Source organism: Algoriphagus taiwanensis (assembly GCF_036245645.1).
In the GTDB taxonomy this organism is placed as follows: Bacteria; Bacteroidota; Bacteroidia; order Cytophagales; family Cyclobacteriaceae; genus Algoriphagus; species Algoriphagus taiwanensis.
Window position 1 is genome coordinate 19,021 of the sequence record NZ_BTPE01000018.1, and the last position, 13,076, is coordinate 32,096.

At 43.7% G+C, this 13,076-nt stretch carries 14 protein-coding genes; 8 read left to right on the forward strand and 6 right to left on the reverse strand.

Annotation, left to right across the window (positions count from 1 at the left end; translation table 11 throughout):
• Window positions 1–17: 17 nt before the first annotated feature.
• A complete protein-coding gene (locus AAA938_RS18375) occupies window positions 18–737 on the forward strand; it encodes a LytR/AlgR family response regulator transcription factor (protein WP_338230231.1) in 720 nt (239 codons plus the stop codon).
• 9 nt (window positions 738–746) lie between these two features.
• Here the strand turns inward: AAA938_RS18375 and AAA938_RS18380 are convergent, their stop codons facing one another.
• The 4 genes from AAA938_RS18380 to AAA938_RS18395 all read right to left on the reverse strand — a co-directional run bounded on the left by AAA938_RS18380 (window position 747) and on the right by AAA938_RS18395 (window position 5,214).
• Entirely contained in the window at window positions 747–1,835 is a 1,089-nt protein-coding gene (locus AAA938_RS18380) for a formylglycine-generating enzyme family protein (RefSeq protein WP_420915752.1), read from the reverse strand.
• Window positions 1,836–1,884: 49 nt separating this feature from the next.
• A complete protein-coding gene (locus tag AAA938_RS18385) occupies window positions 1,885–2,901 on the reverse strand; it encodes a hypothetical protein (RefSeq protein ID WP_338230232.1) in 1,017 nt (338 codons plus the stop codon).
• Window positions 2,902–3,223: 322 nt separating this feature from the next.
• A complete protein-coding gene (locus AAA938_RS18390; protein ID WP_338230233.1) occupies window positions 3,224–3,769 on the reverse strand; it encodes a ferritin in 546 nt (181 codons plus the stop codon).
• A gap of 98 nt (window positions 3,770–3,867) precedes the next feature.
• The gene (locus AAA938_RS18395) at window positions 3,868–5,214 is read right to left on the reverse strand and encodes a M28 family metallopeptidase (RefSeq protein WP_338230234.1); all 1,347 of its coding nucleotides are present in this window, start codon (window positions 5,212–5,214) and stop codon (window positions 3,868–3,870) included.
• A gap of 66 nt (window positions 5,215–5,280) precedes the next feature.
• Between AAA938_RS18395 and AAA938_RS18400 the strand changes: the two genes are divergently transcribed.
• From AAA938_RS18400 to AAA938_RS18415, 4 genes are all read left to right on the forward strand, one after another.
• On the forward strand, window positions 5,281–5,796 hold the full coding sequence (locus AAA938_RS18400) for a DinB family protein (RefSeq protein WP_338230235.1): 516 nt from the start codon (window positions 5,281–5,283) through the stop codon (window positions 5,794–5,796).
• A gap of 3 nt (window positions 5,797–5,799) precedes the next feature.
• The gene (locus AAA938_RS18405; protein WP_338230236.1) at window positions 5,800–6,597 is read left to right on the forward strand and encodes a PhzF family phenazine biosynthesis protein; all 798 of its coding nucleotides are present in this window, start codon (window positions 5,800–5,802) and stop codon (window positions 6,595–6,597) included.
• Between the two features lie 3 nt (window positions 6,598–6,600).
• Window positions 6,601–7,320 carry a potassium channel family protein gene (locus AAA938_RS18410; protein ID WP_338230237.1) on the forward strand — a complete coding sequence of 240 codons (720 nt, stop codon included), beginning with the start codon at window positions 6,601–6,603 and terminating at the stop codon, window positions 7,318–7,320.
• An 86-nt stretch (window positions 7,321–7,406) separates the two neighbouring features.
• Window positions 7,407–8,891, forward strand: a complete 1,485-nt coding sequence (locus tag AAA938_RS18415) for a S10 family peptidase (protein ID WP_338230238.1) — start codon at window positions 7,407–7,409, stop codon at window positions 8,889–8,891.
• Window positions 8,892–8,956: 65 nt separating this feature from the next.
• Here the strand turns inward: AAA938_RS18415 and AAA938_RS18420 are convergent, their stop codons facing one another.
• Entirely contained in the window at window positions 8,957–9,838 is an 882-nt protein-coding gene (locus AAA938_RS18420) for a glutamate--tRNA ligase family protein (RefSeq protein WP_338230239.1), read from the reverse strand.
• A gap of 129 nt (window positions 9,839–9,967) precedes the next feature.
• Between AAA938_RS18420 and AAA938_RS18425 the strand changes: the two genes are divergently transcribed.
• Window positions 9,968–10,636, forward strand: a complete 669-nt coding sequence (locus AAA938_RS18425; RefSeq protein ID WP_338230240.1) for a DUF6503 family protein — start codon at window positions 9,968–9,970, stop codon at window positions 10,634–10,636.
• A 57-nt stretch (window positions 10,637–10,693) separates the two neighbouring features.
• On the forward strand, window positions 10,694–11,425 hold the full coding sequence (locus AAA938_RS18430; RefSeq protein ID WP_338230241.1) for a peptidase associated/transthyretin-like domain-containing protein: 732 nt from the start codon (window positions 10,694–10,696) through the stop codon (window positions 11,423–11,425).
• Here AAA938_RS18430 and AAA938_RS18435 read toward each other — a convergent pair.
• Window positions 11,422–11,928, reverse strand: a complete 507-nt coding sequence (locus AAA938_RS18435) for a DUF4442 domain-containing protein (RefSeq protein ID WP_338230242.1) — start codon at window positions 11,926–11,928, stop codon at window positions 11,422–11,424. The genes AAA938_RS18430 and AAA938_RS18435 overlap by 4 nt on opposite strands.
• 240 nt (window positions 11,929–12,168) lie before the next feature.
• Between AAA938_RS18435 and AAA938_RS18440 the strand changes: the two genes are divergently transcribed.
• Complete coding sequence (locus AAA938_RS18440; RefSeq protein WP_338230243.1) at window positions 12,169–12,957, forward strand: M48 family metallopeptidase; 789 nt, start codon at window positions 12,169–12,171, stop codon at window positions 12,955–12,957.
• The last annotated feature ends 119 nt before the right edge of the window (window positions 12,958–13,076 follow it).

Consider the following 13,076-nt stretch of genomic DNA (forward strand, 5'->3'; position numbering starts at 1 on the left):
ATTTTAAAAGATATCTAATGAAAAAAACAGCCTACTTGGTAGATGATGAACTTTTGGCTTTGGAAGAGCTCAAGACACTTTTGAAGCCTTACGATAATTTGGAAATAGTAGGCGCATCTGACCATGTCGACCGCGCGATTAGGGAGTGCAACGAGCTGCATCCTGACTTGATCTTTTTGGATATCAATATGCCGGGCAAAAACGGGTTTGAATTTCTGGAAGCCTTGGACGAGGTGAAGGAAGTCATCTTTGTGACCGCTTATGATCAGTTTGCCATCAAGGCATTTGAAGTAAATGCTTTAGACTACCTGCTTAAGCCGCTAAATCCCAATCGATTAAAAGATGCGATTCAACGCTTTTTGCAAAAAAGCAAAAAGGAAGAAGCTGAAGTAAACGACAGGCTGAGTCCGGATAAAAAGATATTTATCAAAGACGGAGAGTCTTGCCATTTTGTGCCTGTATCCAAGATTTTTCTGATGGAAAGTGTAGGGAACTACGTGCGGGTTTTTTACGAAGACCAAAAACCACTCCTTCATAAATCACTCACTTATCTGGAGCAAAAGCTTCCCGAAGACCTATTTTTTCGGGCCAACAGACAATACATGTTCAACTTGGATTTTGTCACACAAATAGAGCCCTATTTCAACAGTACCTTGCTTATTGTACTGAAATCAGGACATAAAATTGATCTCAGCCAGAGACAAAGTGTGAAATTCAGGGAAATTACCGGGATTTAAGAATTATCCTTATTTCATCCCCAGGGTTTTGCCGGGTGCATCTTTGACCAAACGGAAGCCAACATTGGAAGTGCCGGAATCGTAGGCTTGACCTTGTCTTGCCGATGGTCTGTAATTGACGCAGTAATTGGCAGCACAAAGGAAAGAACCACCTTTGATGACCCTTTCCTGAGCAAAGGGATTGTCAGGATTGTAACAGGGGTTCATGCCTTCATCAAGCTTTGGTGCTTGTCCTGCTATCCGGGCATATTTCAAGGCATCGTACCAGTCAGAAGTCAGTTCCCAGACATTGCCGATCATGTCGTAAAGTCCAAAGGGATTGGGTGCAAAAGCCTGAACCGGACTGGTACCCATGAATCCATCGGTCCCCAGATTTTCATTTGGAAAAGTACCCTGAAAGGTATTGGCGAGGTATTGACCTGAAGGGGTCAGTTCGTCACCCCAGGCAAATCGCTTTCCATTTACTCCACCACGGGCCGCAAATTCCCACTCAAATTCGGTAGGAAGTCTTTTTCCAGCCCATTTGGCGTAAGCTTCTGCATCCTCAAAGGCAATGTGAACCACAGGGTGTTTTTCCATCCCTTCGATGGAACTTCCTGGCCCATTGGGATGTCTCCAGTTGGCACCGGTCACCCATACCCACCATCTTGAGATGTCATTCAGCGGTACAGGATAAGGTGGAGGGGAGAATACCATAGATCCTGGCTGAAGTTGCTCATCTGGAATTTTTGGAGTGCCGGGAGGAAGCTGTTTTTTTAATTCTTCCCAGTCAATAGGCCTCTCAGCTACTGTCAGGTATCCGGTTTCTTCGGTGAATTTGGCAAATTCCTCATTGGTTACTTCATGCACATCCATCCAGAATCCATCCACCTTGACATTTACAGCCGGCTTTTCAGCAGGATAGGCATCTGCTTCATTGGTTCCCATGATGAATTCACCGCCCGGAATCCAAGCCATTCCCTGTTCTTTTTGAGGCGGTTCGGGTTGGGAGAAACTCACGGAAGAAGTAGATTCTTCCGAAGAAACCTGACTTTCAGGCTTGGAACAGGAAAAAATCAAAAGTGAAGAAAATAGAGGTAAAAGGAGGCTTTTATTCATCGGAAAGGGTACTTGGCAAATAATTCTTTGACTTTAATTTTCCTCTAAGTTAGACTTCTGATTGAACCAAAGCGGCTTTTGCCTGGACTTTTTTGCGAAGTTTGTTGAAAAATTGCTTCCTTTCTTTCTCTCCTGTGCCACTTATCAGTGTGGATTTTTTCATCAGGTTTTCCAGATTTTTAAACATCCCCTCGTTGAATCGCTGATCGGTAGAACCCACAAAATACAGCACACTGTGATTGAGGTAGGTGATTTTGTTATCTCCGATTTCAGCCATAAAGGTGTTGTCTCCCAGTACTATTTCATTCAGATAGAGGCGATATTCTGCACTGTCCTCAGTGGGTGCATGTCCCAGCATGGACTTTCTCCCGGTTTCAGCCATTTTTTCAAGATGGTCAATAACTTCTAATACGCACTGGTAGAGTTGCAAAGTAGTTTCGGCTTGATCAATGAGTCCCATTTCGTGGTAAACCTCTATTTGCCTCAATGTGGTATTGAGTCCTTCTTCGTTCCATATTTCTGAGGTAGGAACTTTGTTATACACTCTAAGAATTTTTTGGGTCAGGTCTTGATAGGGGGCAAAGTAGTTTTTGGAAGCAGAGAACTTTTCGTTTTTCAGGCTTTCGTAGTAAAGAATAGACTTTTTCCAAAAGAAGAACTTGAAACCCGCCAACAAAGGATGGTAGTAATGATGAAAAGGTGGCATGTCCTTGACCAGAAAATAGACGTGTTTGTTGCTGAAGCTATTCACCAGATTGAGCTGGGCCAAGACATCTTCCATCCATCTTCCAAAGGCATTTTCGTCATAGTTATTCAGTGTACCATGGAAAAGGATTGCATTGGAAGAAGCACTGAAGAAACGATCCACCGAAATATTGAATCGCTGGCAAATGATATTCAGTTCCTCAAAGTCAAGCAGTTTTTCTCCCCGGATTCGGCGATAGGCGCTGTCCATACTCACCTGAAGCAATTCTGCGATTTCGTCGACAAGTGAAGAGTAGGGTGGGATGATGGATTTCAGTTCCTGAAAAAACCTGGATTGAAGGTTCGTAGTCGGATTGGTCATAGCTTGGGTCTATTCTATAAAAAGTTCAAAAGTCAATGGAAATTAAAAAAAATACTGAAAAATAGATTTTTTAAAAAATTTAAATTTGGGATAATATTTATTATTAAAATATTATTTTGATAAAAGAATTTTTATTATTTGACTTAAGCTAGATTATTTTGAACTTTTCTATTCAGAAAGTTTCCTGAAATATATTGGAACGATTTCAAATTGGATGGTAATTTTTTTGAGATAGGCCTGACAAAAGTGAATTCTTGATAGCTTGTTAAAAAAAAATCGGCTCATGGAGTATGAGCCGATTGGAATTTAATGGGGACTGAAATTATGCACTAGGTCCTTCGCTCGCTGCATGTAGCTTTCCGAGTTCCTGATCGATAGTCCAGAGTCCAATACCTTCCTCGCCGATGATGTCAAATAGCTCCAAGGCTCGTCTTGACATGGTTTCTTCCTCTCGCTGCTCGGTGACATACCACTGCATAAAGCTGAACGTGGCAAAATCCTTCACTCCAAAGGCATGGTCCACGATGTTGTTGATAGACTTCGTGACTTTGATTTCATGCTCCAAAATCAACTCGAATACCTCTCTAAGGGAATTGAAGTGGTGTCTTACCCCTGTGATTTCTGGTTGGATAGCATGACCTCCGGCCTCGTTCACATACTGGAAGATTTTCATCATGTGCATCCTTTCCTCGTCCGCATGGGTGTAGAGATACTTGGCTGCATTTTCATAACCCATCATGTGACACCATGAAGCCATGGATAAGTAATAGGCAGAGGACTTGCCTTCCATTTCAATTTGCTTGTTGAGTAAGGCCTCTGTATCGGGGAGCAAAGAACGCTGAAGCGTTACTATTTCTTTCTGTTTCATTTTGACTGTATTTAATACCTAAACTTAACTATTTATCGGGGTACTTGGGTTTCCCAAGGTCCGATATTCTTCCAAATTTAGAACTGGTTTAAGTAAGCTTATCGGGTCAAGGGGGAAGGAAATACCGGTAAACTTTCCTCGCCATCCTCGGCTACAGACTGTACGGCAAAGAAATAATTATCCTTGCTGTAGGGTAGGGTTAGGTTGGTTTCAGTAGTGAAAAACTTCTTTTCCCACATAGAGGAGGAAGTCTCTCGCATGAGGACGTAATATCCCTTTACCTTTCCGGTTTGGGGAGCTTTCCAAAGCAAAATAGAATGATTGCTCAAGCCTCGTACATCAATCTGAACATCCTGAGGCATATATGCCGAATTGGCCAAAGAAGCGGCAGAAGCCAAATTCACCGCAGAGACTTTTCTCAAATACTCAAAGTCCATGAATTCAGGGAGGTCTCCATATTGAATACCGTCTTCAACTCGGACGTTTTCGTGCTGATGGATGAAGTTTTCGTTCATCTCGGACATTCGCACGGCAGTGTATCCATTTCTCATAAATGGAGTTTGGTCGCCACCTCTCAGAAACCGATCGCTTCTGTAAATCAGTTTGACTTCCATCTGATCCACATATCGCTCACCAACTTCTTTGATATATCGGGCCAGTTGTCGGGATTTACTGTCGTTGTCCGCATTGGTATAGCGACGGATAGAAGCAGCTCTTTCATCCTCTGCCAGAGGAATGGTTTCGGAAAACACGCGCATCTGGGTGTTGTTTTTGATCAGGGTTCCTGAGGATTCGCTATTTCCCACAATGTCATTGTTCAATACTGCTTCGATATTCCAACCCTGCTCTTTAGCTTTGTCAGCAAGGTAAGTAGCGCCTTTGAGCCCTTGCTCTTCTCCTGTGAAAGCGACGAAAAGGATGGTAGCCGAAAATTCCGTTTTTGCCATGATTCGGGCCAATTCCATCACCAAGGCTACGCCGCTTCCGTCATCATTGGCACCCGGAGCAGCTCCCTCGGCATCCATCACGTCCCGGTTTCTGGAATCCAGATGTGCGGAAACAATAAAAACCCGATTGTCATCCGGATTTGTACCTTTCAGTGTAGCTACCACATTGGCCACTTTGGCGTCTTCTTTTATCCTGCGACCGTCTCCCGGAGTGATAAATTCCTCGATTTCAGCACTCATTCGCCCGTTTGATGCTTTGGCCCATTCTTGAAACTTGCTCAGGACATAGCGTTGAGCTGCAGGCATTCCATTTTCAGTATTGGTATTCAGGGTATGCCTGGAGTTGAACGAGGTTAATTCATAGATGTATTTTTTAAGAGAATCAGCAGAGACTTCTCCCACCATTTCGGCGATTTGGGGATTTCTGATGATGGCTTGTTGGGAAAATGAGATTTGGGAAAGGAATCCCAAAAGGAGGGTGAATAAAATTTTGCGCATCGTAAGGTTGTTTTTAGCTTAGGCCTAAATTTATCCGATAGCACCCGATTCGCTAAACAGTTTTACATGAATACCTTCTCATTGCCAAACAAAGGAGATTATCCGGTTTTTTTTGAAACCTACATTTCCAAGCTTTCACAGGAAAACTACTCCGAGCTGATTCAAAAACAATTGGAGGAGCTAAAATCCTACTTCTCTACAAAACCCGATGGATGGGAAGACAGAGGCTATGCCGAGGGCAAGTGGACACCAAAGGAGGTTTTGGGACATATTATAGATACTGAGCGGATTATGCTTTTCCGTGCCTTGTGCATCGCACGGGGTGAAAAGCAAATGCTTCCCGGCTTTGATCAGGATCAATATGTAGTAGAAGGGAGATTTGCCTCAGTTTCATTTTCTGATTTGATCCGCGATTTTGAGATGCAAAGACAAGCTTTATTGAGCTTTATCCCCACCTTGTCTGAGGAGGTTTTGGATTGGGTGGGTTCTGCCAATGGCAATCCTATTTCTCCAAGGGCCTTACTTTGGATCATTCCCGGTCACTTGGAACATCATCTTCGGATCTTTAAAGAACGCTATTGAACCATGACTACGCTGAAAATTGCAGTGATTGACGCTTTTACGGATACCCCATTTTCAGGGAATCCGGCAGCAGTTTGCCTTTTGGAAGAGTCACTTCCCAAAGAAACCATGCAGGCAATCGCCATGGAAATGAACCTAAGTGAAACTGCATTTGTGGAGAAAACCACAGAGCCGGGATACTTCTCCCTTCGATGGTTTACTCCGACGTTGGAAATTGATCTCTGTGGTCATGCGACTCTGGCATCTTCCCATTGGATGCTGCTTTCCGGATGGGCAAAAGAAGGAGAACAGATGCATTTCGCTACCAAAAGCGGGGAACTGAGAGTAAAAAGTGAAGCAGGGTTTCTCCAGATGGATTTTCCGCTTATTCCTACTTTTACGGATTCGCATCCTTCGTTTCCGGACGAGATTTTCGGAAAAAAGATTCTCCACGCGGCCCAACTGCGCAAAAACTGGATTTTTGAATTGGAGGATGCTAAAGCCGTGCGAGACTTGGAGCCGGATTTTGGAAAAATAGCTGCGAATAGTGAGGAGGGATTTATCATCACGGCTGAAGGAGATCAGGGATATGATATCGTCAGTAGGTTTTTCGGTCCCAATGTCGGAGTGCCTGAGGACCCTGTCACCGGATTTGCTCATTGTGCTTTGATGGACTACTGGAACCAAAAGACAGGCAAAACCCAGCTCAAAGCCTTTCAAGCAAGTAAAAGAGGGGGAGAGCTATATTTGGAAAAGCACGATGACCGGGTTCTGATCCGGGGCAAAGCAGTCAAAGTCTGGGAGGGAGATCTTACATTCTAAACTATGGAACAGACGACAAAAAAAAGAGTGGGAGTGCGTAGAATCATGAAGCATCTCAGCGATTATTGGTTGAATGACTTCAGCTTTGTTACTCTTTTGGTTGCCTTGGTTTTTACAGTTTTTATCCTTCCTGTATTGATAGAATATGGGCATGTAAGCCTCCTATTCGTCAATTTGGTATTCATTTTCCTGTTTTTTACGGGTATTTGGTCTTCGAGCAATCCTTATTTGATTTTTCTCACCACCACCTTGTTTATTCTTCAGTTGGGCTTAAGAATACTGCGCTTTAGCGACCTGCCTGTGGAATTCTACTTATGGGAGAGGATTGTGGGTTTGATGAATATGGGGGTTTTCATCTATGTCAATCTGCGCTTGTTGTTTAGAAACAATGAAGTGAACCTCTACAGGGTGATTGGTGCGATCAATGTCTATCTACTATTGGCGATTCTGGGAGCATTTGGATTTGAGGTAATCCATTTGATTTTGGGATCCTCTATCAGTGGAGTATCTGATTTGTCAGATAGAAATATTTTAATCGGATTGGATGAGGACTTTTCTACCTATGTTTATTTCAGTTTGGTTTCCTTGACCACAGTGGGCTTTGGTGACTTTACCCCGGTGAATATCATGTCTAAAATGTTGGCTGTCTTTCTGTCCACCATAGGGATACTTTATCCCGCAGTAGTTATTGCAAAATTGGTTGGATATAGCACCAATAAGTAAAAACTGTACTTTTCCACTCCTGTAATTTTCCTCCTCAAAGACGATCAAAACCTGTTATTTACTATCGTATTTAACCTGATCTATCTATGAGAAAAATTTACCTTAGCTTCTTGCTGCTTTGGTGTGTGAATTTGGCCTTTTCACAGACAGAGCGCAAAATCGAGGTGGAATCCAAAGTAGAAACCACTTCTGAAGTCACCATCAAAGGCAAGAGAGTTCCATACAAAGCGACTGCCGGCACCCAGCCTGTTTGGGATGCCAACGGGGATCCCATTGCCTCTCTTTTCTACACCTATTACGAGCGGACAGATGTGACTGATAAAACCAAAAGACCTCTGGTAATCAGTTTCAATGGAGGTCCGGGTTCTGCGTCCATTTGGATGCATTTGGCCTACACCGGCCCGGTTGTGTTAAATATTGACGATGAAGGCTATCCAATCCAGCCTTATGGAACCAAAGCCAATCCGCATTCTATTTTGGATGTGGCTGATATTGTCTATGTGGATCCGGTCAATACAGGCTACAGCCGAATTGTGAAAGAGGATACGCCTAGAGGTACCTTTTTCGGGATCAACTCTGATATCCAATACTTGGCTGACTGGGTCAATACCTTTGTTACCCGACAAAACCGATGGACTTCTCCCAAGTACCTGATTGGAGAGAGCTACGGAACTACCCGCGTCGCCGGTTTGGTTTCCCGACTTCAGAATTCCCATTGGATGTATTTCAACGGGGTCATTTTAGTGTCTCCTACTGATATGGGAATCGATCGGGGTGGTCCGGTGAAAATGGCTAATTACTGGCCTTATTACGCTGCTACGGCTTGGTATCACAAGGCGCTTCCTGCGGAGCTTCAGGCTAAAGATCTGGATGAAATCCTTGCCATCGTGGAGCCTATGGCTGTCAATGAAATTCTTCCAGCCATGACCAAGGGGGGAATGCTTTCAGAATCTGAGCGGGAGGCCATTGCTACCAAAATGGCTTATTATTCAGGTCTTAAAAAGGAAGCCATCTTGCAGTACAATCTGATGGTTCCCACCAGTTTCTTCTGGAAAGAATTGCTCAGAGAAAGAGACGGGATGACGATCGGGCGATTGGATAGTCGATATAAGGGTTTTGACCGAATGGAAGGAGGAGAGCGATACGACTTCGATCCTGCACTGACGAGCTGGAATCATGCTTTTGCTCCGGCTTTTAATCACTATGCTAAAAACGTATTGAAGTTCAATACCGACTTGACATACAATCTCTTCGGACCGGTCAATCCTTGGGACAGAAGTAACGAAACCACCGGCTATGACTTAGGTACAGCCATGCGACAGAATCCTTATCTGCATTTGATGGTGCAGTCTGGATATTTTGATGGAGGCACGGACTACTTCAATGCCAAATACAGCACCTGGCATATCGATCCCAATGGAAAAATGAAGGATAGGATTGATTTCAAGGGCTATCGCTCCGGTCACATGATGTATCTGAGAGCAGAGGATTTGGAAAGATCGAATGAAGATATTCGGCAGTTTATCCTCAAATCATCCGTGGCACCGGGTCAGCCGGCCAAATACGAGTAAGACTCTTAGATTTAAAAATTTCAACTCCGAAACCTAGTTCAATCAGTTCTAGGTTTCGGAGTTTTTTATTGGGGGAGAAAAGCGGAGGAGAATTCCTCAAAAGAGTGGATGGGCTCTTTTTTTCCTGCCCATTGGCCTAAGAGCAGGAAAATATCCTGCAAGGTTTTTCCTTCTTTCCGGAGGAATTGTAGGGAGGTCGAATCGGCCGATTTGCTCAGTTTCTTCTTATCTGGCCCGTTTAGCAGGTCATGATGATGAAAAGTGGTTGTTGAAAAAGAGGAATCACCCAAAAGTCTTGCTAAATCCAATTGGGCAAAAGTGGAAGAAAGCAAATCCTTTCCTCTTACCACCAAGTCCACTCCGAAGTGCAAGTCATCAACCAGACTGCTGAGATGATAAGAGGGAATACCGTCCTTCTTTCGGATCATATAAAATGCTGCATCCTCCGGAATCAATCCTGAAATTTTCCGATCAGGATATTCTTTAAACTCAATAAAATCTGAATCCAGGGTATCGATACGCCAAGCCGTTTCTTTTCGGTCCAAAGGAATTCTCCTGTCAAGGCACTGCCCCAAATAATAGCCCTGAGGGCTCATCTGCTGGATTTTCTTTCGGGAAAAGTCACAGGCAAATACTTTTCCGGAAGTTCTGATTTTTTCCAAGGCCTCTGCATATATATCCATTCGATGGATTTGGGACCACTCGGACTCGAATTCTTGGAGATTTTTTGGACCCATGTGAATGGGGATTTCGAGAAAATCCAAAGTGTCAAAAATATCCTTCACATACTCCGGACGATACCGCTCCCGATCCAAATCATCAATCCGAAGTAGAATTTGAGCTCCATGCCTCTCTGCCAAAGCCTTGGTGAGTAAAAATGAAAAGGCATTGCCTAGGTGTAAATATCCGCTCGGGGTTGGAGCTATCCGGGTGAGATTGAATTTCATGTGTTTATAATTAGTTTTTTAATGGCCACATGGAATCTTCGCTTGCGTTATAATCATCCCTCTGAGTATCTCTTAGGGTCATGGTTGATTTCATCCGCCGAAATTAAGTAGATTGTCAAGAAAAAAGAGATGCGGTTATTGACTTATTTGGCTGTTTTTGCTCTGCTTACCTCCTGTTCTTTCCCGGTTTCTTTCCCCACTACAGGTAAAGAATGGATAGAGGCATCCATTCGATATCATGATCCAAACGGAAAGTGGAATTCTTTGCGAGCCGGATTTTTGGTGGAAGACAGTTTGCCTCCCGGAAGAGATTCCCGCTCTTACACTTTTAGCCTGGATAATTCCAAGTCCCAATTTATTTACCGATTCAAAGATTTGGAATTTGAAGTAATCGGGGATTCGCTGCATGTCCAGAAGGGTGAAGTGGACAAAGAAAGAGCACTCCGACTTCGGAATTACTACACCTTTTTGTGGGGCTTGCCCATGAAACTGATGGATCCAGGGACGGTAATCGAGGATTCTGTACGGGAAGAAATCCTTCAGGGAAAAACCTACCAAGTGGTCCGGGTGCCCTATGAGAAGGATATTTGGTACTTCTACCTCAATCCCGAAAATTACCGAATGGAGGCCTATAAGTTTTACCAAGATGAGCCTCAAGGAAAGGGAGAAATCATTTATCTGGAGGGAGAATATGATTTTTCGGGAATGAAGATTCCCAAGAATCGAACCTGGTATCGAACAGAGAAGCCTGAGTTTTTGGGGACAGATATGCTTAAGTCGGTTGATTCTACCGATTAAGTTTCTTTAACCGCAATAATTTTTTGAAAATGCCTCATCCAAGTAGCTTTGTTTAGAATGAAGCGGCTATCCCTTTTATGTATTGCTTGGTTGATTTCCGGCTGGGTTTTCGGACAGGTGACCTATTCCGGAAATGTGATCGACGCGATAGACAAAAAATACATGAAAGGGGTAGAGGTCCGAGTGGGAAATAGGGAGCCTGTTATTACCAATGAACGGGGACATTTTAGCCTTAAGGCCAATGCGGGGGATACTTTGAAAATCAACTTTCCCGGATTTGTGGCAAAAAGACTGGTATTGGGATTGGAGCGGATACTTTTGATCGAAATTCAGGATCAGGCAAGGCTTCTTCCAACCTTTGAGGTTCGGTCTGAGCTTTTTCGCTATCGCTTCCAAGACGGGCGTTTGGTTTTGGTAAAAGATGAGCCTGAGGGAGAAAAACCGCTGAGCAGGCAAGCCACCACTGCTTCTGACAAGTCTTCGCTTTATCCCAATTTTTCGATTTATGGGCCTATCAGCTATTTCACAAGAAGAAACAGACAGCTCAGGAAATATGAGGAAAAGCTGGATACAGAACGAAGGAGGGCAGGATATTTGGCTGTGATTGATTCAGATTCGATTCGCAGAAGTCTGATGGAAAAATACCAGATGGATCGGAAGTCCTGGGACGAAATGATTATTCGATTTAATGAATTTCACCGCGCTCACCAATTCTTGGACTGGTCCAGTCAGCGGGTTTTGGCCCAACTTTCTGAATTTATCCGATTGGAAACCTATTTGGAGGATTAGCTTTTTCGCTTAAAAGACCAAGTCACGTAAAACTTGGCTACGATTTCATCTGATGTATTTTTTCCAGTGGAAATCATAGTCAATTGGGCTGTATCACCGGGGTTGAGTCCTTCGATAAGTTCAAACAATTCAGCCCCCTGATCGCAGGAAAAGGAGATTTTGGTGTTGGCTTTTTTGAAATATTCTGCGCGAAAATCCACTACCAGCATGCTAAAACTTCCCCTTCCGGCCAAAGCCAATTGGCAAAGCGCCCCGGTACTCAATTCTGCTGCACCGGCCAAGGCAGCAAAATAGATGGACTTGAAAGGATTCTGCGTACTCCAGCGAAATGGGATAGAAACATTACACTTTTCTCGGTCTAAGGAAAGCATTTTAAAACCCCAAAAAACGGCAGAAGGCAACTTCGAAAGCATAGCCATTCGAAATACTGCCGGGTTGAGCATTTTCTTTCGGTAATCCTCGGCTTCAGGAGAAAGGGAAGTAGCTGTGATTTGGGTTTCCATCTTTTTCTTTTTTTGAAAAATAGAAATTTAGAAGGGAAAATTAGCCTTCGTTAACTGGTTTTGTTTGAAATTTGAATCAGCCTACATGATGGTTACTGCTCTTTCTGATTTTCAAAAAGGATTATTCTCCTTTCCCTGAGAGAATGTGTAAGCTCTGTTTTGGTATTATATCGAATAAAAAATAGCTTTCATTTTTGGTTTGGTACCCGATTTGAATAAAACTGAAAAAACAAAAGGATTATGAAAAAGACGATAGCAATACTGACACTCGGATTGATGGTGTATGCCTGTGCCAAAGTTCCTTTGACGGGAAGGATGCAGTTGGCTGCCGTGTCCAATGAGGAGATTATGCCTCTTGTCAATGAGGAATATTCCAAAATCAAGAAAGAATCGAAGGTTTTGACTCAAACTCCCCAAGGACAGCAAGTAGTCAATGTAGGAAAGCGTATATCGAAGGCTGTTGAAGACTTTTTGCTTCAAGAAGGATATCAGGATTTGGTGGCCACTTTCAATTGGGAATTTAATCTATTGGAAAGCGAGCAGGTCAACGCCTGGTGTATGCCAGGGGGAAAAGTGGCATTCTACACGGGGATTATGCCGATTTGCCAGGATGAAACGGGCATTGCGGTAGTTATGGGCCACGAAGTAGCTCATGCTGTGGCTTCTCATTCCAGAGAAAGAATGTCCAACGGAATGTTAGCTAACCTTGGAATTTCAGCCATTTCAGTGGCCATGGGACAAAACCCTACCTTAACCGAACAGATTTTTTTGCAATCGATCGGGATGGGTTCTCAATTGGGAATGTTGAGCTTTTCCAGGAAACATGAACTGGAGGCCGATGAATTAGGGTTAATTTTTATGGCTATGGCAGGATATGACCCAAGACAGGCCCCACTTTTTTGGGAAAGAATGGCAGCTGTAGGAGGAGAAGCCCCACCGGAATTCCTTTCTACTCACCCGGGCCCCGACCGAAGAATTGAGCAGCTCAATTCCAAAATGCCGAAGGCGCTCGAGTACTACAATAAGTAGGCAGTGGTCAGTAGGCAGTTTACAGATGGCAGTAGGCAGTAGACAGTAGGCAGTAGACAGTAGGCAGTAGGCAGTAGTTAGTAGTCAGGTTTTAGTCTGAGCAAAATTAGGTTAAAGAT